This is a genomic window from Martinezella dioscoreae, assembly GCF_009176305.1.
Classification (GTDB): Bacteria; Pseudomonadota; Alphaproteobacteria; order Rhizobiales; family Rhizobiaceae; genus Rhizobium; species Rhizobium dioscoreae.
The window spans coordinates 653,545-675,487 of record NZ_BLAJ01000004.1 but is presented as its reverse complement, the minus strand read 5'-3'; the positions used below and the strand labels follow the sequence as shown (position 1 = coordinate 675,487).

Genomic DNA, 21,943 nt, shown 5'->3' with positions numbered 1-21,943 from the left:
ATTGCTCATCGAGCCAAGGAAAGGGCAGTCTCAAGCAGTACCTTCGCGCCTGTCTCGATGTTCTCCGAGGTGACAAATTCAGCCTCGTTATGGCTGATGCCGTCTCGGCACGGAACAAATATCATCGCTGTCGGTGCAACACGACTGATGAAAAGTGCATCGTGAAAGGCGCCGGAAACCAATTTCATGTTGGAAACGCCAAGCCTTTCGCAAGCCTTGTCGATCACATCGACGATTGCCGTGTCGAATTGTCTGGGTGCCAAGTCGAAACGTTTTTTGATGAGCACATCGACCATATGGCGCATAGCCGACGCGCGGCATTCCGCGTCGATTTGAGCTTCTATGGAAGAAAGCACGTCTTCTCGCGGATGGCGGATGTCGATGGTGAATGTGACCCTGCTTGGAATGACGTTGACGGAGCTGGGTTCGACGCTCATTCGACCAACGGTCAGCCGCGCCATCGGATCGGCCGGCATGACGAGGAGCTGCAGTTGCGCGATCGCCGCGACGGCCGCCGCCATGGGATCTTTGCGGAATTCCAGCGGAGTCGTGCCAGCATGAGCCGCCTCGCCGCTGAAGGAAACTTCGAGCCATCTGGTTCCTTGTACGCCGGTGACGAGGCCGATCGGGATGCCCGCGCGCTCGAGAACGGGTCCCTGCTCGATATGCATCTCAACGAAAGCGGACACCACATGGCCGACCGGCTGCATCTTGGCTTCCGGCAGTGCCTTCAATGTCGCCTCCAATTCATCGCCAAGCCTGACCCCGTCGGTGCCGCGCGCATCCTGCCACACAGCCATGTCGCCCGCGCCAATAAAGGCCATGGATCCCATGCAGCCGGGAGAGAAGCGGCTACCTTCCTCGTTGGTCCAAGACACAACTTCGACGGATCGTTCCGTAACGGCTCCGGCATCCTCAAGGGCTTCCAGTACCTCGAAGGCGGATAGCGTGCCAAGCGCACCATCAAACCTGCCTCCCGTGGGCTGGCTGTCAAGATGGCTGCCAATCAAAACGGGTGGCAATGAAGGATCATGTCCCTCACGCCGGATGAACAGATTGGCAATCGCATCCTGGTTGGCTTTGAAACCGCGGGCAACGGCCAGTTCCGCAAGCTGGCGCCGGGCCGTCCTATCTCCGATGCTCAACGCTTGACGGTTCACCCCTCCCGCTGGCGTTGCTCCTATCGTTGCAAAATCGGCAATGCGCCGCAGCAGACGCTGCGCATTGATTTGTGGGTATGACGTCATCGATGGATGCCTGTCACGAAGTCTTTTACCCTTTGCGGATCGACTGCGTTCCACCAGACGCCATCATACTTCAGTGAGCTTGCAATGATCACACCATCGGCTACTGACAGAATGTCGTTACCATTTTCCGGCGTCACACCGCTACCGACGAGGGTCGGCAGCCCCGCCGCCCGCTTGATCATTTTGATGTAATCGAGATCGGCTGCATGCCCTGTCCTTTGCCCTGTGGCGATAATGGCATCTGCGTCAAAGAAGACGAGATCCTTGACCTGTTCCTCGATCGGTCGGTCCGCAACGATGGCATGCGCTCCATGTTTGACATGGGCATCGGCGAAGATGCGGATGCCATGGGCATTGAGCCGTGCGCGATAGCGCATTGCGCGGGCAGCTTCTCCCTCGATGAAGCCTTCATTGGCGACATAGGCGTTCGCCCATTGATTGACGCGCACGAAGCCCGCGCCTGCCGCACTGGCGATTGCAAGCGCCGGAATGGCGGCATTCGCAAGAACATTGATGCCGATCGGACCGCCGAGTTCGCGACGGATGCGATCGGAGATGACGGCCATGTAGGCCGAGGTTTCGGGGCCGATGTCATCGGGCTTGGAAAAAGGAATATCGCCGTGGTTCTCGATGATCACGGCGTCGCAGCCGCCGGCAAGGTAGGCGCGGGCATCGTCAAGTCCGCGCTGGTAGACGGTCTCGATCTCCTCGCCGGAGTAGCGCGGCGCACCGGGAAGCGGCGCCAGGTGAACGACGCCTATGATCGCCTTTTCGCGCCCGAAAAGATCGATGAGCGCGTTGCCAGCTATCTGCCCGATGGGTTTCATTGTCCCACTCATGTGTTTTCCAGTTCTGATCTCTTGATGATGTCCGAAATTTCCACCCGCGAGGGGTAGGAGGCGAGCGTTCCAAGACGACCGACGGAGATGCCGGCGGCCTTGGTTGCCACGTTCGCGGCTGCGGTCAGGGGTTTTCCTTGTGCGAGCAGGCCGACGAGGACGCCCGCAAAGCAGTCACCGGCGCCGCTGGTATCAACGACCGCGCTCTTGGGCGCTGCGAGGAAAACTGGTGTTTGATCCGCCTGATCCCATATGAGGCTGCCTTGGCTTCCAAGCGTCACGACGACGCTTCTCGCTCCGTTCTCCAAAAGCAGGTTTGCCGCTGCCCTTGGGCTTTCCATGCCCGTCAGCGCCGCGGCTTCGCCTTGATTGACGATGACAAGATCCACGTCGGCAAGATCCTCGACCGTCATGTCCGACAGAGGACTGGCATTGAGCACCGTCTTCAGGCCTGACCTCCCGGCAAGCTTCAGACAGCTGGCGGTGACCTCCCTGAACAGGTTGCCCTGCATCAGAAGGATGTCGCCCTTGCTCCAGGTCCGCGTCAGGGCCGATTGCCGGATCGGATCGAAGGCTCGCGCGCAGGCGACGGCGCTGACGATGGCGTTTTCGCCGGCTTCTTCCAGCAGGATCGTCGAACGGTCGGTGGAAAGAGGCAGGCGGATCAGTCGATCGACCTCGAGGTCGCTCTTCAGCGTCTCGCTCACGCCATCCGCCATGTCGTCGTCGCCAAGCGCGCTCCAGAAGCACACCGCTGCCCCGCTTCGCGCCGCCGCCACGGCTTGATTGGCACCCTTGCCTCCTATGCCTTCAACGATCGAGGTCGCATTGAGCGTTTCCCCCGGACGCGGCAGGCGTGGCAGGCGGAAGCTCGTATCGACGCAGACATTGCCGACGACGTGGAGGCGCATGGGCGTCAGTCCTTGAGCGTTGCCCAGGCCAGCATCTGCTCGAAGAGCGTCTTGTAGCCGTTCCAGGCAATGAACTCCGGCGGCAGCCAGTGTGGACCGACATCCGAAGTCCAGACGAGTGTCCTGCCGGCGCCATAGGTGCCGGTTACCAAAAGTGGCTGCGAACCATATTCGCCTGAAACCGTCGCAAGCACGTCAGCTCCTGGCTTCGCCTTCACCTCATTGAAACCGAGAAGGTAGGGCCAATCTTTGCCGAGGCCTTTGAGAACCGGGTGGGTGTCATTGCCTGTCACGACGGGCGAAAACCCCTCGGGAACTTCAACGCGGTCATCGATGGCAAGGCAGGTTACCGGCAGCACCTCCTCCACTGGCGTTTTATGATAGCGCGCGCCGCCATTGATGCCTTGGAAGCTGTAATAGCCGCCGAACATCAGCAACGCGCCGCCATTTGTAACGTAATCGCGCAGCAGCTTCAGCCGGTTTGGCGTCCTCTTGGAATGAATCCAGGTATCAGGGTGCAATAGCAGCGTGTTTGCGCCGATATCGGACAGAACGACCGCGTCATATTCCGCGAGTGCTTCGGCTGTCAGCGGGAAATCACGCTGCGCCTCATGGGCCGGCATGAAGGTGACATCAAAGGCGCTGTCCTTCAATGCCTTCAGCAAGTCGTCGGCACCGGTGTGATAGGTTACCGTCGGAAACTGATCGAAACCCTTGATATGGGTGGCGGTCGAAACCCATGATTCACCCGCCAGAAGAACCTTTTTCTTGCTCATGTCTGCTCCTTGGATGCACCCGACCTTCAGGCCGAGGCGGAAAATACCGATTGGGGATTGGTGATCAGCATTTGGTCGATCGCCTGCTGATCGACACCGTGACGCTTCAGTCGCGGCAGGAAATGCTTGAGAATGTAGCCGTAGCCGAAGCCGCCATAGCGGGTCAGCATGATCTTGAGAAAGACGTCCTGAGACAGAAGCAGCCGATCGGCGAAGCCCAGGTCTATGAGCGCCCTGATCGCCCTCGCGTTCTCCTCGTCCGATGGCGATTGCGCATTCTGATCGGCGTAATAATAATCCATGCCGATCATGTCGTATTCCAGGAAGGCACCGCGTTCCGCGAGGCTCTTTTGATAATGAAGATCATTATGGCTGGGATTCATGTGGCAGAGCACGGTGTGACGCAGGTCCGCGCCTTCATCCTCGACCACATCAAGGACGCGATGGGCAAGGCGTTCCCATCCCGGCAAATGGATGGATAGAGGCAGGCCAGTCAACCGCGAGGCTCGCGCCGATGCCCTCAAGGATTTTTGCTCCTCGGCTGTAAAGTCCTTGCTGACGCCGACCTCACCGATGATGCCTGCCATGATATCTGGCTGGGTTTCGCCACCGCCGACGTCGTTGACGATGAAGGCGGTGACCTCGTCCAGATCCATGCCCTTCAGCCACTCCGGATGCGTATGCTCCAGGTAGAAACCGGTTCCCATGATGATCTTCAGACCGGACATGCGGGCGATGCGGGCCAATTGTTCGGCATCGCGCCCTATGCCAAAGTTGGTGGTTTCAACCACGGTATGGCCGCCAAGCTTCTGGAAGCGGGAAAGTTCGGCTAGCGCCAGATCCCGATCATCCAGCGAGACGTTGTCGCGGTTCATATAGGGGTTCATCCGCAACTCGCCGATGATCTCTATTCCAACCGGCTGTTCGGCGATCGCCTTTTCGTCGGGATGGCAAGGGCACTTCCATGAGGTCGCTCCGTCAAGGAAGATGTGCTCATGCATGAGTGTCACACCCATGTCCGCGACCGGAATTGGGCCGAGCACGGTCATCGCGCATCCGGTATGAACGCCAATGGCGTGCCGCGTTCTGGCCCCCTCGGCAAAGAGATGATCCATCATGCTCAGCGGCCTCTTATCGCGCCTTTGAAAAGGCGGAAGTTCAACCAGATTGCCACGAGGATGATGACCCCGGTGACGATCGGCGTGAAGAAGGGCGACATGTGCGAGAGGATCAGGCCGTTGGCGATGACGGCAACCGTCAGTGCGCCGAGCACCGTTCCGACCACTGAACCGCGCCCGCCGAACAGGCTCGTACCGCCCAGTACAACCGCGGCGATGACATCGAGCTCGAAGCCTTGCCCGGCATTTGAGGAACCGGACCCCAGGCGCGCGGCAAGAATGATGCCTGCGACGGAGGCTGCCACGCCCGATATCACATAGACGAATAGGGTGACTCGCCGCGTGTTGACGCCTGAGCGGCGCACCGCCTCGGCATTGGCGCCGATGCCGGTGACGTATCGCCCGAACGGCGTTTCGTTGAAGGCGATATAGGCCGCGATGAGGGCAACGATCGCGATCATCGCGGGGGCAGGGATGCCAACGAACCAGGCCTGGCCAATCGCGGTGAACGGGCTCTGCGGATCGACCGGAATCGAATAGCCACCGGTGATAAGCAGCGCCAGCCCCCTGATGACCGATAGTCCGGCCAGCGTGACGATGAAGGCGGGGATCCGCTCATAGGCGATGAAATATCCTTGGATTAATCCGGTCGCCGCGCCAAGAAGCATCATCAAAACAACGACAATCGACCACGCGATTCCTGCCTGCAGGCAGGCGGCCGAAAGCGTTGCTGCAAGGGCCAATACGGATCCAACCGAAAGATCGATACCGCCTGTCGTGATGACGAAGGTCATGGCCGCCGCCACGATCAACAAGGGGGCGGATTGTCTGACCACGTTCAAGAGATTGGGAGCGGTCAGAAAGACATTTGTAAAGAGGGAGAAGAAAATGCAGACCGCGATGAAAAACAGGGCGATTGAAACAATGCCGCCATTGGCTATCGCCTTGTCGTAGAGGCGAGCCTTCCGCAGCCGAGACGACGTGTCGGTTTGGGCGTGAGAGGATGTCATGGTCATATGGAAGCGCCTCGCTCGGTATGTTGGCCGGCCGAGCGCGCGGAGAACTTGCGACCGACGATCAGGTTGACGACTTCTTCGATATTCGTTTCGGCGATAAGGCGCTCGGCGACGTTTTGCCCCTCATACATCACCTGGATGCGATCGCAGACGAGGAAGAGATCCTGCAGCCGATGCGTGATCAGAATGACGCTGACGCCGCGGGCGCTGACCGTGCGGATGAGCTCCAGCACCGCCTCGACTTCGGCAACAGCCAGGGCCGCCGTCGGCTCGTCCATGATGAGGACCGAGGGATTAAATGACGCTGCGCGTCCAATAGCAATCGACTGACGTTGGCCGCCCGAGAGATTTTCGACCTTCAGACGTGTGTCCGGTATGACAATGCCAAGCCCTTCCAGCATATGGCGCGCCCGTTCATGCATGGTCTTCTTGTCGAGGATTGGAATGCCCGCAAGCTTCCATTTCGGTTCACGCCCCAGAAAAAGATTTCCCGCCACGTCGACGGTGTCGCAAAGGGACAGGTCCTGGTAGACCATCTCGACATGCGCGGCGCGCGCATCAGCGGGCGAGGCAAAGGAAACGGGTTTTCCGTCGATCTCGATCGTTCCTGAATCCGGGATCACCGCGCCCGAAAGCACTTTGCTCAAGGTCGATTTGCCGGCGCCGTTGTCACCGACGAGGCCGAGGACCTCGCCCGGCTTCAAGGTCAACGACACATTGTCCAACGACTGCATCGTGCCATAGCGTTTGGAAATACCGGTCATCCTGACGCGGTAGGTATCAGCGTTTGTCATATCAATGCTGCCTTGCGGAAATGGCCTTAGCCATGATGCCACAACGTCATGGCCGATGCGATCGGCCATGACGTGACGAGATGCGGGGAGTTATTTGAACATGCCCCGGAACTTGTCGACATTTTCCTTGGTGACGATGGTGACAGGCACGTTGATGATCGGATCGATCTTCTCGCCCTTTTTCACCTTGACGAGCGCTTCGACGGCCGCCTTACCTTCGCCGGCCGGATCCTGCTGGATAACGGCCGTCACCCAACCCTGATCGATGCCCTCGATCGCTTGCTTGGTCAGATCCCAGCCGAAGACCTTCACGTTACCTGTTTTGCCCTGGCTGGTGACGGCCGCAACGGCGCCGAGGAGTGCTGGTTCGCCGGTCGCATACAGCGTCGTCATGTCGGGATTGGCGGTAATGAGATTTTCCGCCGCGCTGAGGGCGACATCCTGGACGTTCTGACCGTCCACCGTATCGAGGAAATCGACCTTCTGGCCGCCAGCCTTTACCGCCGCCTTGAATCCATCAAGACGCTGGTTCTGGATGAAGGAATTGAGTGCGCCGACCACGCCGACCTTGGCGCTGCCGCCCATCTTGTCCTTGACGTAATCGGAATAGAACTTGCCGATCTCCTCACCCGCCTTGGTATTGTCGACACCCACGAAGGCGATGTTGTCGCCGTTCGGAATCTGGGCATCGATAGCGATGACCGGAATGCCGGCCTTCTTGGCGGCGGTGATTGCAGGCTTCACTCCGTTGACGTCGATGGCGACCAATATGATGCCGTCGACCTTCTGGGTGATGTAGTTCTCGATGGCGTCATTTTGCGCGCTGGGCACGTTGTTGGCGTTGAATATGACGAGATCGGCGCCGGCTTTCTTTGCCGCCTCCTTGGCGCCGTCATTGATCTGGTTGAAGAAGAGAGCCTGCTGGTTGATCGTCACGAGAGCCAGCGTATTCGCCATCGCGGCGCCGGCACCGCAGGCAAGTGCCACGGTCGCGCCAATCGCGCAACCGAACAGGTATTTCTTGAGATGCATGATCGTTCCCCATGTTTTTGGATTGCAAGGGGAGTATTCAAGTAACTTGAATGCTTGTCAAGTGACTTGAATTTGTGGCTTTGAAGATGATCGCAAGTTCGCTTTCAGGACGGTGGCGTGGCTAGAAGGTCGCCGGTGTATTGACCCAGAAGATGCTTGCGCGATCCGCTCCCACATTGCGATACCAATGGGGCAGCTCGGAATTGAAGACGAAGCTGTCGCCGATGGAAAGCCGGAATGTTCGTTCCCCGACCATCAGTTCGATCTCGCCGGCAAGAACGTATCCAACCTCTTCGCCGACATGCTGGATCGGCCCGGCACTTTGGCCGCCAGCCTCAATGTGGTGGATGTTGCATTGAAGCAGATGGCCTTGCGAATAGGGGATTATCCGTTCGAGAGATATGCCTTCCCCTCTGCGCAATGGGTCGAGTCCAATCAAAGGCCTTGTCCCGGAACGGAAGACGATGCCCTCTTCACCGTCGGCCTCCTCGAACATCCAGCCAATATTCGTACCCAGAACACCGACAAGCCTATGCAACATCGGTAACGAGGGCGAAGCCTTGCCGTTTTCAATTTTCGACAAAAGGCTTTCAGAGCAATCCGCGGCCAGGGCGAGAGCCTTAAGGGTCAAGCCCCGGGTTTGCCTGGCGAGCCTTAGACGGCCTCCAAGCCGCGCCGGATTGGTCAGTATCTTTTCCTCGTTGTCTTCTCCCGATTTCCCGGGGGATCCAATCATGTTCATGTTTCTGGTGTCGCCGTTACAAAGCCAAAGCTTAACGCCACCCCTCTGCATCTGTCTAGCTATCACGAGCGCCAGTGACATGGGCGCCAGGGCGACTTCTCCACCAGCGCCTGTTTCACAGGGAAAGCTGATTGTCGTCCTGAATTCCGTTATGCGGTCCTCTCGTCGACCTGCGGCGACGTTGCTGGAGATTATTCGCGGACTTCGCGCGGATTGGTCCGCAACATTCAGCGTCCGCCGATCGACGGGCTGAACACCATGAGGCTCAGAATCTCGAAGAGCACCTGGGCTCCGGCATGTGCTGTGTTGGTCGTTGCGTCATATTGCGGTGCGACCTCGACGACGTCGCCGCCCACGAGGTTCACGCCCTTCAGCCCGCGGATCAACTCAAGAACTTCGCGCGTCGTCAATCCGCCGATCTCGGGCGTGCCCGTGCCCGGCGCGAAGCTCGGATCGAGGCTGTCGATGTCGAAGGAGAGATAGGTCGGGCCGTCGCCGACGATGGATTTGGCCTTGGCGATGACGGCTTCCATCCCCTTTCCGCTGAGGTCCTCGGCGTGGATCACGGTCATTCCCGATTTATAGGAGAATTCCCATAGGTATTCCGCTGAACCGCGTATGCCGATCTGGATTGTCCTTGTCGGATCGAGCACGCCGTCCAGCACGGCATTGCGGAACGGTCCCCCGTGATGAAATTTGGTTTGATCGAAGGCACCGCTGGTGTCGCAATGCGCATCGATATGAATGAGACCGACCGGCTCCTTCCGGCCGACAGCCTTCAAGATCGGGTGGCTGATGGAATGATCGCCACCCACCGACAGCGGTGCGACGCCGGCATCGACGATCTGGCCGATACGCTTCTCGATGTCGTCGTGGCTGAGTTCCAGCCGGTAGCGGCTCTGGAACGGCACGTCGCCAATGTCGGCGACCCGAAGATCGAAGACCGGCGCCGTTCCCAGAACGTGGTTGTAAGGACCGATCCTTTCGATGGCGCGAAGAGCACGCGGTCCGAAGCGGGAGCCGGGGCGATTGGTGACGCCAAGATCCATCGGGATTCCCGTTATCGCGACCTGAAGATTGCCGAAGTCAGGCTCGTCGGCCGCGACCTGCATGTAGGGCGCGCTGAGGAAAGTCGGCACACCGGCATATGGCGCCAGTCTCGTACCGCTCTTGGAGATGATTTTCTCCGCCACTTTGCGAAACTTCTCGTCGAATATCTCGCCGCCATTGGCGTCTGAAAATTCCGCGCGCAGCTGTTCGAGCCGCGTCTTGTCCCACACCATGCGCATGCGTCTCCGCTTGAGGTTCGTCCCGCTCAACAAAGAGGTTGAGAAAACAATTGGTATCGTTGTAGCAATCGGTATCAAAGAGAAATCGATATGACCGCTGCAAAATCCAATTCGCTCGTTGCCCGCCTCTCGCCTCCGCCCATTCCTTCCGTCGTCGCCTGGGGACGCGAATACAAGGGATCGAAGGGGCCACTCATCGATCTGTCGCAGGCTGTGCCCGGCTATCCCGCACACCCGGAGATGCTGCGGCTTCTCGGCGAGACGGCGGCACAACAGGCGATGACAGGATACGGGCCGATCGAGGGCGAGCCTTTGCTGCGCCAGGCCTATGCCGCCCATGTCGCGGAGCTCTATGGCGCTGACATATCTGCCGGCAATATCCATATCACGGCCGGCTGCAATCAGGCGTTCATGTGCACGGCGATTGCGCTTGCGGGCGCGGGCGATACGGTAGCGCTCACCAATCCTTTCTATTTCAATCACGACACGACGTTGTCGATGTTGGGGATCGGGCGCCGACTGGTCGAGTGCGATCCTGCAACCGGCTTTCTTCCCGATCTCGGCTCTGCCGAAGCCGCGCTTGCGGCCGGCGCGAAGATGCTTGCCGTCGTTACGCCCAACAATCCGAGCGGAGCAGTCTATCCGCCTCAGCTGCTTCACGAGCTTTTCTCGCTGTGCCGAAAATACGGCGCCTGGCTGGTCGTCGACGAAACCTATCGCGACTTCCTGGCCAAAGGTTACGGCCGGCCGCACGCCCTGCTGTCGGAGCCGGGCTGGGAGGATACGCTTGTCCTTCTCTACAGCTTCTCGAAATCCTTCTGCATTCCCGGCCATCGGCTAGGCGCCGTCACGGCGGGCCTCGGGCTCGTCGCTGAGATCGCGAAAGTCATGGACAATATGCAAATCTGCGCCCCGCGTTCGGCTCAGATCGCGGTTGCGTCGGCTTTGCCTGTCCTTGCCGATTGGCGGGCCGGCAACAGGCTGGAAATCGCTCGCCGGGCCGATGCCTTGAGATCGGCGTTTTCCGGGCTGGTGGGTTGGGAGATTGCGGCGATCGGCGCCTATTTCGCCTTTGTTCGCCATCCCTTCGAGGGCCGATCGTCGTCCGAGGTTGCCGAGGAACTCGCGAGGGAACGCGGTGTCGTCTGCATACCAGGCGCATATTTCGGCGAGGGCCAGGAGCGCTACCTTAGGCTTGCCTTTGCCAATGCCGATGTCACTTCCATCGGACTACTGCCGGATCGGCTCCGCTAGGGGGCGATCAGCAGCCGCCGGCAGGTCATGATAGCCGCCTTGCCAGTAGAGCAGCGGTCTTGCGTCCCGCCGGATCTCCATCGCACGGATGTGCCCGATCAGAATGGCATGGGAGTGATGATGGAATGTGGTTTCGAGCTTGCAGTCGAGGACCGTCAGGGCATTTTCAAGAGCGGCTGCGCCTGTCCTGAGGCGATACCACTCGGCACCCTCGTAGCGGTCGGCGCCCTTGCGTCCGCCAATGCCGGAAAAGGATTGCGCGACGTGCTGCTGGTCGGCCGCAAGCACGTTAACGCAGAAACAGCCGTATCGCTGCAGCGCCGGCCAAGAGGAAGAAGTCCTGTTGACGCTGACGATGACGGAAGGCCGATCCGCCGAAAATGAGGAAACCGACGTCGCGGTGAAACCGGTACGGTCCTGGCCGTCACCGACCGTGATCACGCTGACCGCGCCGGCCAAATGACGCATCGATAGCCTGAATTCCGTGTCGCTGATCAGAGCGTCGTTACCCATCGGCCTCGCCCTCACGTCTTGGCAAAGCGGTTTGCCGGCATCGAAATGCCGAGGTTTTCGCGCAGGGTCTTGCCTTCATATTCCTCGCGGAACAGCCCGCGGCGGCGAAGCTCCGGCAGCACGAGCCGCACGAAATCGTCGAGGCTGGACGGCAGGGTCGGAAACATCAGGATAAAGCCGTCGGCCGCACGCGTTTCGAACCATTCCTCCATGTAGTCGGCGATCTGGGCAGGCGTGCCCGTTATGCCATTACCGGTGTGCTTCTCGGCATAGTGTCGGATCAGCTCGCCAACCGTATGGCCGCTCTTGACGAAATCCACCAGTTCGTCGAACAAGGCACGCGATCCCTTTGGCGCCGCCGGCAGACGGTCCATCGGGAAGGGCTCATCGAGGGCCACGCCGCGCAGGTCCGCCTCCAGGAACTCGGAGAGCATCAGCCGCCCGACATCGGGATGCATCTTGTCGATCAGATAATCCACCTTCGCCTTTGCTTCGGCCTCGGTTTCGCCGACGTTGATGACGATGCCCGGCATGATTTTCAGGTCGTCGCGATCACGCCCATAGGCAGCCATCCGGCCTTTGACATTCTCGTAAAAGGCCTGGTTCCGCTCGATGTTCGAGGCCAGGCTGAAGACGATCTCGGCCGTGCGTGCCGCCATGTCCATACCGGGTTCGGAACCGCCCGCCTGGGCGATGACAGGACGGCCCTGCGGCGTTCGGGCGATATTGAGGGGGCCGCGAACCTGAAAATGCTTGCCCTTGTGGTTGAGCGTGTGGTGCTTGTCCTTGTCATAGTAGACGCCGTTTTCGCGATCGAGAAGGAGCGCGCCCTCCTCGAAGCTGTCCCAAAGGCCGAAGACGACGTCGACGAACTCGTTGCCGCGCTCGTAGCGCAGCGCGTGCGGATCGAGCCCTTCGCGATTGAAGTTGTAGCCGGTTTCGTCGTGGTCAGAGGTGACGACATTCCAGCAGGCGCGACCCTTGCTCAGATGGTCGATCGAGGAAAACAGACGCGCCACATTGTAGGGCTCATAGTAGCTTGTCGAGACCGTTGCCACGAGCCCGAGATCGTTGGTCGTCACCGCCAGTGCCGAAAGCAGCGAGAGCGGCTCGAAGCGGTTCATCTTGGTCGGGATGCGGGCGAGTGCATTGGGATCGCCGACGGCGGCCGCCGGAGAATCAGCCATGAACATGAAGTCGAATTTGGCCGCTTCGGATCGCTTGGCGACATCGAGCAGATGCGCGAAGTCGTTGGCGCCGTTGACATCGCTTGCCGGATGTAGCCAGGAGGCCGGATGAAAGCCGAACGTATAGACGAAAGTTCCGAGTTTCATCTTATCGGTCCGCGCCATCGAATTTTCCCTTTATATCGGCCACGCCGTCCCGTTGACGGCGAATGTACAAATTATCGCCAGGCGCAAAATTTCATCAATATCGCGGAGCTGAGTTCCGTTTTAGTTTTTCTAAAATGTCGATGTCGGTGCCGACATGAGGGCTTGCTGGCGAGAAATGGTGAGAAGCCAATCGCGGAACTGGCGTCCGTGGGGTTTTTCCAAGGCCGCCCTATCCCAGGCGAGAAAATAGCTTTCGCGCAAGGGAATGCGTATGTCGATGGGAATGACCAGCGTCTGCGCCTCGAGTTCATCAGCAATCATCGACATCTGCGCGAGAACCACGCCGCGCTTGTTGACGGCGGCGTCAATTGCGCTGCTCGACAGGGTGAAGGAAAGGCCCGCGGCGGTTTCCTCGAGCGCCGCCCCGGTCTTCGCGGCGAATTCAAGCCAGCTCGGATAGGGCGTGAAATGCCGCTCCCATTCGACATGCAGGAGCGGATATTGAAGAAGTTGCGCCGCGGAAGGCGCGTTGCCCTTGATCAATGCCGGTGAGCAGGCGGGAACCACCCAATCGCGGAACAGCTCCGTATAATGTTCATGCTGCAATACGTCCGATCCGTAACTGATGCGGAAATCGATGTCGTCGAAGCCCATGCGCGGTTCCTTGTCGCGACCGACGATCCTCACATGTGCGTTTGGATGAAGGGCCTGCCAGTCGAAGATTCGCCGCCCAATCCATTTGTTGACGACCGAAGATAGCGCACTGAGCACAAGCGCATTTTCGTTGCGTGCCCGTTCCAGGACCTGTTCAGCAACCGCGAACTGCTCGAATCCCTTCGATATTTCCTGATGATAGAGCCTTCCCCATTGGGTGAGTTCCACCGTGCGACCATTGCGCTCGAGCAAGGTGACGCCGAGAAAGCTCTCGATCTTGCGGATTTGCTGACTGATCGCTCCGGGCGAAACCTTCAGCTCCAAAGCTGCCGCGTTCACGCTGCCGCAACGGCCGACAGCTTCGAAAGCCTGCAAGCCTTTGAGCGGAGCAGTCCTGCCGATGTGTTTCTCGTTCAAAAGGCATCTCCCCGCGACGGTTGATCGGTGACAGCTCTCTCGTTTGGATAAAAGTCGCCGGCGAACTGGAAGCGATCGCCGGGATGGATGAACTCGACATAGGTGACCGTGCGACTGCTCTGCCATGTCTGACGGATGAGCATCAGACAGGCTTCGCCGCGTTCGGTTTCAAGCAGGCGCGCCGTCGCGGCATCGGCCGAGACGGCACGAATGACATGCCGGGCCTTCGACCAGGGCACCATGTCCAGCAACCATTTACCGGGTGGGACCGAAGCGAAACTCTCTGTTCTTGCAGATGGCACTACGTCCAGCATGACGATGCGCCGCTCCAATGTATTCGCCTTGCCGTCGACCGCGTGCAAGCAGTGGAGCCGCAGGATTTCCGCCCCCATGGTTTCGCCGAGCCGCATCGCGGTGGCGGCATCGAGCCTCTCGATCTTCCGTATCAGTATCGTGTGGCTATGCTCGTGTCCCGCCAGTTCTGCTTCCGTGGAAATATCTTGAATATCCATCACCGTGCGGTCGATTTGCCGCGAGGCGACGAAGGAACCGAGCTTGCGGCGGCGTATGATCATGCCACGCTCGGCCAGGGTCGAAAGCGCCTTGTTCACGGTCATCCGGGAGCATCGATACTCTTTCAGCAGCTCATGCTCGACGGGTATTCGGTGCCCCGGCGGCCAAATGCCGCTCATGATCTTGCTTTCTATATCCTTCAGAATTCTCTGATGAATTGGGACCAACGCTCGCCTTGCTCCGGCAATGAATTCAGTGTCCGTGGAAACCGCGTCTGCCAAATCCATCGGGCATCATGCGGCATAATTCTTGCGTTCGTTATGTTTTGTATTTGACAGTGTAGGCGAGGCTGTATCTATTTGTATAGACAAAAGGTCATAAAAATCGGCCGGACGGGACAACGTTTGGGGAACCTGAACCTTCCAAAGGAAGGGCACAAAACTGGAGAGAAAGACATGAGGAAGAATTCGCTTCTGAAGGGATTGGTGGGCGCCGCACTTTTGTTTGGCGCAACGATTTCGGCCCATGCGGCTGACACGCTTGCCGCCGTCAAGGCCGCCGGCACCCTGAAAGTCGGCACCGAGACGGCCTTTGCCCCCTTCGATTTCATCGATGCAGGCAAGCATGTCGGCTTGAACGTCGACCTCTTCGACGAGATCGGCAAGGAACTGGGCGTGAAGATCGAATGGGTCACGCTGCCATGGGACGGCGTTTTCCCGGCGCTTGAAGCTGGAAAGTTCGACGTCGTTGCCGGCCCGGCGACGATCACCAAGAAGCGCATGGAGCGTTATCGTTTCACACCGCCTCTGGCCGAAGCAACCATCGCGATCCTGAAAAAGGCCGGTGACAAGACGATCAGCAAGCCAGAAGATATCGCCGGCAAGAAGATCGGCGTTGGCAAGGCAACCGCGCAGCTCGATCAGCTGAAGGAGTTTTCTGACACACTGCCGACGAAAGCCGATATCCGCGAATACCCGGCCTTTACCGAATCCTATGCCGACCTCGCAGCCGGCCGTATCGCCGGCGTTGCCAACTCGCTGCCGAATATTGCATTCGTCGCCAAACAGCGTGAAGGCACGTTCGAAGTCGTGCTGCCGCCCTTCGGCAAGAAGTCCTATTTCGGCTTCATCGGCTTGAAGGATGCTGATCACGCACCGTTGATGGACGCCATCGATGCAGCCATGTTGAAGATCAAGGCTGACGGCCGCATGGCGACGCTGCAGAAGAAGTGGTTCGGCGCAAGCTTCGACACGCCTGACGCCGTCAAGGACCCGGCATTCTGATCAGCCCTCGGAAATCGGCCGTGCCCGCTTTGCTGCCGGGCTCGGCTGATGAGCGAGATCCCAGCTTCCTGGTCACCACGCGGGCGAACACTCAACAATGTCCATCGAGCTCTTTGGATTGCTTCTGCAGGCATCCATCTACACGGTGACGATCAGCTTTGTTTCGATCTTTATCGGTTTCGCAATTGCGATCCTGATTTCGGGAATGTTGCTGACGGGGCGTAGCCTTTTCGTGCGACCTGCCCAGTTTTTCATCAGCTTTTTCCGCGGCGTGCCGCTGCTGGTGCAATTGCTGCTGATCTATAATCTGCTTCCGGCTATCGGCCTCAACGTGCCGAGCATCGTTGCCGCCATCATCGGCCTGTCGCTCTGCACGGCCGCATACCAGGCAGAGAACCTGCGGGGCGGCTTTGCCAGTGTGCCGCTGGGCCTAGTGGAGTCGGCGGAAATGGTCGGGCTGACACCACGCCAGATATTCCGCCGCATCAAGGTTCCGATCGCGCTGCGTCTCACATTCCCAGCTCTCGTCAATGAGGCGATCCTTATCCTGAAGGCGTCGTCGCTGGTCTCCGTTGTCGGCATCGTCGAACTCACCCGCATGGCCCAGGATCTTGCCGGCAGCACCTTCCTGCCGCTGCAGATCTTCGCGGCCGCTGGCCTCATCTATCTCGTGATCAATTGGGTGGTGGCGCTTGCCGGCGGCTTGATCGAAAGCAGATTGCCGGGGGTAGCGCGATGACCTTCGATATCAACGTCCTCATCGGCCAATGGCCTGCCATCCTCAGCGGTGCCGGCGTCACGATCATGATCTGGATCGTGGGCACCATCGCCGCTGCCATTATCGGCTTCCTGATGGCGGTCACCCGGCAATATGGCGGCGTGGTCGTCGACAAGGTGCTGGGTGCCGTCGTGGCGGTGCTGCGCGGCACGCCATTTCTTATCCAGATTTTCCTCGTCTATTATGGCGGGCCGTTCGTTGGCCTCGAGCTCGATCCTGTGCCGGCGGGGCTGATCGGCATTTCGATCTATGGCGCGGCCTATTTCAGCGAAATCTTCCGTTCCGGATTTCGCGCCGTGCCGAAAGGCCATATCGAGGCTGGCGAATGCGTCGGCTTGACGCGCGGGCAGATCATAAGGCGCATTCTCCTGCCGGAGATGACGATGCTAGTGCTGCCGCCCTGCGTGAACATGACCGTCATCCTGATGAAGGAGACGGCGGTCCTCTCCATCATCACCGTGCCGGAATTGACGGCGACGCTCAGTGCGATCGGATCGCAGCAATATGCCTTCGTCGAGGCGCTGTCGGCCCTGGCGCTCTTCTACTGGGTGCTCGTCGAAGTCACCGGCTGGCTTGGCAACCTTGCCGAAACGAAACTTTCCAGATTCAGGTTTTTCAACGCATGAGCGTCCCCGCTATAGAAGTCAGGAATCTCATCAAGACGTTCGGAGAGACCACGGTCCTCCATGGTATCGATCTTGCCATCGAGCCGGGGCAGGTCTCCTGCCTCATCGGTCCATCCGGCTCGGGCAAAAGCACGCTTTTACGATGCATGGCTTTCCTTGAAGAGGCGACGCGCGGAACGATCTCCATCAACGGCGAGGTCCTCGGCTTCACCGAGGATGCTCAAGGACGGCGTGAACGTGTCTCGGCGACTACCAATCGTTCGATCCGCGCCCAGATCGGCATGGTGTTCCAGCAATTCAATCTCTGGCCGCATATGACGGCGCTCGGCAATGTCAGCGAGGCCTTGAAGACGGTTCACAAGATGAGCCGTAAGCAGGCCGAGGATGCGGCCATGGCGCAACTCGTCAAGGTCGGGCTCGAGGCGAGAGCAGGGCATTATCCCTCGCAGCTTTCCGGCGGACAACAGCAACGCGTGGCGATCGCCCGCGCTCTCGCTTTGAAGCCGAAGATCATGCTGTTCGATGAACCGACCTCATCCCTCGATCCGGAACTGACCGGCGAAGTCCTGAACGTCATGCGCGACCTGGCGGCCGAGGGCATGACCATGGTTGTCGTTTCGCACGAAATCGGCTTCGCCGCGACCGTCGGCCAGCAGATCATCTTTCTCGATCACGGCAAGGTGCTGTTTAGCGGGCCACCTCAGGAGGTCTTCAGGAAGCCGAGAAATCCTCGCCTTGAACAATTCCTCGATACCTATCTCGACCGGGGCGCGTCGATGTTGCTCTGATGTTGCCTCGAGCACGGCTTGAGTCGGGCCGGATTATTGCTCCGGCGGACGTGTTTGGGGCCGGCGGCTCGCAGCAGATCATGAAGTATTCACCAAGCCGAAATCAATTCGGCTTGGTGAATGGTGCATGTGATCATAGCTTCTCCCATCCTATAAGCCGCGGATATGTTGCGTGGATTCGGACCCTGCCGCTGCGTTGTCATCCTCGAAGTGTCGTGCGCCATTTCCTCAGCAAGCCCTGATATGGGCGTGAGTGCCTTCCGCCTGCTGACATTATCTTCCCCAGGACCATTGTTGGCATGAAAGGAGGAAGAAACTCCGCTGAACGATGTTCCAGGGACCCAACCAGGAAAAAATCCGGCTGCGGTGCGGTCTGGAGCGCGCCTTCGAAGACGTCTGTGACGCCCTGACTTCTAGAAAATGAATGGCCGCTGGGGAACCGGGAACCTTCTGTATCCTGATCGGTTGGTGTCACCGCGCAGTTGAGGAGATGCGGTTGTGGAGGCGCAACGTCGTTTCGAACGACAATGGCCAGTGAGGGGTGCTGTGTCGACAGTAGACAGCGCTGGGGAATGTGTGGCGACGAACTGCCCGAGGAAGAAACGAGCGAGCGCTTTTTGCCAATCTATTGCGAACGGAAGTGAAAGCATCTTCGTCTGAAGGGCGAGCGATGCTCCTTCATGAGTGGGTTGTTTAAATGAAAGTTGCTCGATTGGAGGGAACAAGCAAGTCGTTCGATGGTTGGTCTTGGTATCGCCGGGAGGGACAATTTATTTCCGCCTGATGCGTGGAGAACAAATTGATGACGTTTGCAGCCGAGCCGGCCGACGCGTTTAGCCATCCCCGGATTTACTATATAAATCCGTTGCTCCTAACTGGACGAGACCAATGGAATGAAGCCTTTGATCATGCAAGCGCTCTCGGTTTCGATATTGTACTTTCCGCTCCGCCCTTCCTCGACGGGAGACGTGCCGGTCTTCGTTCCATGGAGAATTACACGCGATCGGACGCAGAGGCCAAACTTGAAGATGAAGTGAAGGAGGGTCTTTTCGCCCTGGCAAAAGATGCGCGCGAGCGGGGTGTGGCATTTATGCTCGATCTCGCGATAAAGCCGTGCAACGCAGAAACAGGCGTCTCGACCCCTCTCGACCCACGGCGGTCGCCGAGCTCTCCATCTCAGCCCCGCGCGCCATATTCGAGCGAGGTGACCGGCGAATGGGAAACCCGCCTCGCAGACTTCGCGTCCTGCGGGATCATGGGGTATCGGGTCATTGGCCTTGACAGCCTGCCCGCTGATGGTTGGCGACGATTGATGGCAAGTGCGAGGATCGCGGATCCGGAAACGAGATTCTTTGCCTATACCCCGGGAACTGACTTCGCTTTTCGATTAGAATTGCAAGACTGTGGGTTCGACGGAGCCTTTTCGTCGCTTGCTTGGTGGGATCTGCGCGAAGGCTGGTTCCTTGAAGAGTATCGCCTGCAGCTGCCTTTCGGGCCACAGATCACCTTTCCGGAAGCGCCGTTTGGAAGGCGCATCGCGCATGGCAGCGAAAGCAGGGAAATCCGCGAGCGAAAATCACGCCGCGCTCTCCATCTCGCGGCCGAGCTCGGCGATGGGTTGCTTGTGCCGATGGGATTCGAATTCGGCGCCACCTTGCCGCTCGATCCCACATATGGGCATGGAGAGGGTTTGCGTGTCCTCAAGGCCGAGGGAGCTTACGATATCTCGGCCGATATACGCGACCTGAATTCCGTTCCACGCGCGTCCACTCGATGGATGTTTCTTCAATGTGAAACAGCGAGCCAAGTCACGGTGATCGCGCAGGCTGATCGATCCACATTGCGGGATGCAACGCGTACGCGGCTACTCGCGGTCAACAGAGATCTGCGTCGTACCGCGGAACTGCCTGACGACATCATGCATCGCTTGGCCTTGCCTTTCCTGCCCGTCGAGGCGGTGGCTGGTAGCCGGAGAATCGCTCCAGGCGAGGTGCGCGCCGTCACAACGGAGATCCGCCCTCTGGTTTCGGCTGACGAAGGGGAACTGTCCCTCGCTGAAGCGACGGCCTCTCCGCGCATCGCCATCGAACTTGTTACCCCGCAGGTCGATGATGGACGTTTCGCGGTCAAGCGCATCGTCGGCGACACGCTGATCGCCGAGGCGGACATCTTTGCCGATGGCCACGATCTGCTGTCGGCCGCCCTCCTTTATCGCGCCCGCGACGAGCTTGAGTGGCGTCGAACGAGAATGGTCCTTTGCGAAAACGATCGATGGCGGGGCTCCTTCCTGCTCGATCGCATCGGGCGCTTCGAATTCATGGTCGAGGCGTGGAAAAATCCCTTCGCCATCTTCCGCCACGAGCTTCTCAAGAAGAGTGAAGCGCGGCTCGATCTGCGGCTGGAACTGATCGAAGGTGAGGAGTTGATCCGCGATGCTGCTGCCGATGATGGCATATCGATGAGGGACGAGGACAGGGCGGAACTCGCGACGTTGCTTGCCGAGCTCGAAAGGCGTGACGGGCCAGGCAGGCTCGAATTGCTGCTTGCCACACGAACAAACGACCTCATGGCGCTCGCCGACCGCCGCCCCTTTACCTCGCACTCGCGAACTTATGGTGTGGAAGCGGAGCGCCGCGAAGCGGCCTTTGCGAGCTGGTATCAGATCTTTCCACGTTCGCAGAGCGGTGACCCCAATCGCCACGGCACTTTTGAGGACGTCATCGCACGCTTGCCGGCCATCCGAGATATGGGCTTTGACGTGCTCTATTTCCCGCCGATCCACCCGATCGGCCACACCAACCGCAAGGGCCGCAACAATTCTCTCATCGCCGCTCCAACTGACCCAGGCAGTCCTTACGCGATTGGTTCGGAGGACGGCGGGCATGAGGCGATCCATCCCCTCCTTGGCGGATTCGATGACTTCGAGCATCTGATTACGGAAGCCAGGCGGCTCGGATTGGAGATCGCACTCGACTTAGCGATTCAAGCCTCCCCCGACCACCCGTGGCTAAAGGAACATCCGGGCTGGTTCGACTGGCGGCCCGACGGCACGATCCGTTATGCGGAAAATCCGCCGAAGAAATACGAAGATATCGTCAATGTCGATTTCTACGCGCCGGAGGCGGTGCCAGCACTTTGGGCCGAACTGCGCGACATCGTCGAAATGTGGATCGAGGAAGGCGTGGAAATTTTCCGCGTCGACAATCCTCATACCAAGCCCTTTCCCTTCTGGGAGTGGATGATCGGCGATATCCGCGCGCGTCATCCGCAGGTTGTGTTCCTTTCGGAAGCCTTCACAAGGCCGAAGGTGATGTACCGGCTGGCGAAGGTCGGCTTCTCCCAGTCCTACACCTACTTCACCTGGCGCAACACAAGAGCGGAGCTGGAGGAATATCTGACCGAACTTACTCAAAGTGAGGTGAGGGAATTCTTTCGCCCGCATTTCTTTGTCAACACGCATGATATCAACCCGGACTTCCTCCAGAACGCGCCGCGCTCCGCCTATCTCATCCGGGCCGCGCTCGCTGCCACCCTATCCGGTCTTTGGGGCGTCTATAACGGCTTCGAGCTTTGCGAAGGACGGCCGGACGCCAAGCGCAAGGAATATGCCGATAGTGAAAAATACGAGATCCGCGCCTGGGATTACGACCGCCCGGGTAACATCAAGGCGGAGATCTCGATCCTCAATCGCATTCGCAAGGATAATTCAGCGTTGCATTCGCATCTCGGCCTGACTTTCCTGCCCTCCTCGAACCCCAACGTCATGTTTTTCGAGAAGGCAAGCGTCGGGCGCCACAACGTTCTGCTTGTGGCCGTGACGCTCAATCCGCACGCGATAGAGGAAAGCAATGTCGAATTTCCGCTCTGGCGGTTCGGCCTGGCAGACGATGGCACACTCGCTTTCGAGGATCTCGTCAGCGGGCAAAGATTCAGCCGTACGGGCAAGTGGCAGATGATTAGGCTCGATCCCGCCCATTTGCCGTTTGCCATCTGGCGCGTCAGGGCAGGGGAGGTCTGAG

Annotated in this window: 20 protein-coding genes; 6 read left to right on the top strand and 14 right to left on the bottom strand. The window is 59.1% G+C overall.

Annotated elements, in window-relative coordinates:
- Positions 1 to 5: 5 nt before the first annotated feature.
- The 10 genes from GDN47_RS20365 to speB form a co-directional block, all read right to left on the bottom strand.
- Positions 6 to 1,247 carry a Zn-dependent hydrolase gene (locus GDN47_RS20365; protein ID WP_152094115.1) on the bottom strand — a complete coding sequence of 414 codons (1,242 nt, stop codon included), beginning with the start codon at positions 1,245 to 1,247 and terminating at the stop codon, positions 6 to 8.
- Positions 1,244 to 2,086, bottom strand: coding sequence for a BtpA/SgcQ family protein (locus tag GDN47_RS20360; protein WP_113421135.1), 843 nt, complete (start codon positions 2,084 to 2,086; stop codon positions 1,244 to 1,246). The genes GDN47_RS20365 and GDN47_RS20360 overlap by 4 nt, the downstream gene beginning before the upstream one ends.
- Entirely contained in the window at positions 2,083 to 2,997 is a 915-nt protein-coding gene (locus GDN47_RS20355) for a PfkB family carbohydrate kinase (RefSeq protein WP_113388576.1), read from the bottom strand. Before GDN47_RS20355 ends, GDN47_RS20360 begins: the two co-directional genes overlap by 4 nt.
- 5 nt (positions 2,998 to 3,002) lie before the next feature.
- Positions 3,003 to 3,773, bottom strand: coding sequence for a glutamine amidotransferase (locus tag GDN47_RS20350; RefSeq protein WP_113396487.1), 771 nt, complete (start codon positions 3,771 to 3,773; stop codon positions 3,003 to 3,005).
- A 26-nt stretch (positions 3,774 to 3,799) separates the two neighbouring features.
- Positions 3,800 to 4,888, bottom strand: coding sequence for a phosphotriesterase family protein (locus GDN47_RS20345; RefSeq protein WP_113388678.1), 1,089 nt, complete (start codon positions 4,886 to 4,888; stop codon positions 3,800 to 3,802).
- A 5-nt stretch (positions 4,889 to 4,893) separates the two neighbouring features.
- Positions 4,894 to 5,901, bottom strand: coding sequence for an ABC transporter permease (locus GDN47_RS20340; protein WP_233790030.1), 1,008 nt, complete (start codon positions 5,899 to 5,901; stop codon positions 4,894 to 4,896).
- Positions 5,902 to 5,903: 2 nt separating this feature from the next.
- Positions 5,904 to 6,701: an ATP-binding cassette domain-containing protein gene (locus tag GDN47_RS20335; protein ID WP_113353532.1), complete on the bottom strand. Its 798-nt coding sequence runs from the start codon at positions 6,699 to 6,701 to the stop codon at positions 5,904 to 5,906.
- Positions 6,702 to 6,791: 90 nt separating this feature from the next.
- Positions 6,792 to 7,733 (bottom strand): ABC transporter substrate-binding protein, encoded by a 942-nt coding sequence (locus GDN47_RS20330; protein WP_113388579.1) that lies wholly within the window; start codon positions 7,731 to 7,733, stop codon positions 6,792 to 6,794.
- Between the two features lie 121 nt (positions 7,734 to 7,854).
- The gene (locus GDN47_RS20325; protein ID WP_113388679.1) at positions 7,855 to 8,469 is read right to left on the bottom strand and encodes a cupin domain-containing protein; all 615 of its coding nucleotides are present in this window, start codon (positions 8,467 to 8,469) and stop codon (positions 7,855 to 7,857) included.
- A gap of 233 nt (positions 8,470 to 8,702) precedes the next feature.
- Positions 8,703 to 9,758: an agmatinase gene (speB, locus tag GDN47_RS20320; protein WP_113353534.1), complete on the bottom strand. Its 1,056-nt coding sequence runs from the start codon at positions 9,756 to 9,758 to the stop codon at positions 8,703 to 8,705.
- A gap of 96 nt (positions 9,759 to 9,854) precedes the next feature.
- On the opposite strand from speB, the gene GDN47_RS20315 reads away from it, so the two are divergent.
- Entirely contained in the window at positions 9,855 to 11,018 is a 1,164-nt protein-coding gene (locus GDN47_RS20315) for an aminotransferase (protein WP_152094113.1), read from the top strand.
- Here the strand turns inward: GDN47_RS20315 and GDN47_RS20310 are convergent.
- From GDN47_RS20310 to hutC, 4 genes are all read right to left on the bottom strand, one after another.
- A complete protein-coding gene (locus tag GDN47_RS20310; protein ID WP_113353001.1) occupies positions 10,995 to 11,531 on the bottom strand; it encodes a flavin reductase family protein in 537 nt (178 codons plus the stop codon). The genes GDN47_RS20315 and GDN47_RS20310 overlap by 24 nt on opposite strands.
- Before the next feature lie 11 nt (positions 11,532 to 11,542).
- Complete coding sequence (locus tag GDN47_RS20305) at positions 11,543 to 12,883, bottom strand: LLM class flavin-dependent oxidoreductase (RefSeq protein WP_113353002.1); 1,341 nt, start codon at positions 12,881 to 12,883, stop codon at positions 11,543 to 11,545.
- A 111-nt stretch (positions 12,884 to 12,994) separates the two neighbouring features.
- On the bottom strand, positions 12,995 to 13,936 hold the full coding sequence (locus GDN47_RS20300) for a LysR family transcriptional regulator (protein WP_152094112.1): 942 nt from the start codon (positions 13,934 to 13,936) through the stop codon (positions 12,995 to 12,997).
- On the bottom strand, positions 13,933 to 14,676 hold the full coding sequence (hutC, locus tag GDN47_RS20295) for a histidine utilization transcriptional repressor HutC (protein WP_152094111.1): 744 nt from the start codon (positions 14,674 to 14,676) through the stop codon (positions 13,933 to 13,935). The genes GDN47_RS20300 and hutC overlap by 4 nt, the downstream gene beginning before the upstream one ends.
- A gap of 228 nt (positions 14,677 to 14,904) precedes the next feature.
- Here hutC and GDN47_RS20290 point away from each other — a divergent pair, with 228 nt between their 5' ends.
- From GDN47_RS20290 to GDN47_RS20270, 5 genes are all read left to right on the top strand, one after another.
- The gene (locus GDN47_RS20290) at positions 14,905 to 15,732 is read left to right on the top strand and encodes a transporter substrate-binding domain-containing protein (RefSeq protein WP_113331814.1); all 828 of its coding nucleotides are present in this window, start codon (positions 14,905 to 14,907) and stop codon (positions 15,730 to 15,732) included.
- 97 nt (positions 15,733 to 15,829) lie between these two features.
- A complete protein-coding gene (locus GDN47_RS20285; RefSeq protein WP_113353004.1) occupies positions 15,830 to 16,471 on the top strand; it encodes an amino acid ABC transporter permease in 642 nt (213 codons plus the stop codon).
- Positions 16,468 to 17,136 (top strand): amino acid ABC transporter permease, encoded by a 669-nt coding sequence (locus GDN47_RS20280; protein WP_152094110.1) that lies wholly within the window; start codon positions 16,468 to 16,470, stop codon positions 17,134 to 17,136. Before GDN47_RS20285 ends, GDN47_RS20280 begins: the two co-directional genes overlap by 4 nt.
- Positions 17,133 to 17,924, top strand: a complete 792-nt coding sequence (locus GDN47_RS20275) for an amino acid ABC transporter ATP-binding protein (protein ID WP_145635694.1) — start codon at positions 17,133 to 17,135, stop codon at positions 17,922 to 17,924. The genes GDN47_RS20280 and GDN47_RS20275 overlap by 4 nt, the downstream gene beginning before the upstream one ends.
- Before the next feature lie 802 nt (positions 17,925 to 18,726).
- Positions 18,727 to 21,942 carry an alpha-1,4-glucan--maltose-1-phosphate maltosyltransferase gene (locus GDN47_RS20270; protein WP_152094109.1) on the top strand — a complete coding sequence of 1,072 codons (3,216 nt, stop codon included), beginning with the start codon at positions 18,727 to 18,729 and terminating at the stop codon, positions 21,940 to 21,942.
- The last annotated feature ends 1 nt before the right edge of the window (position 21,943 follow it).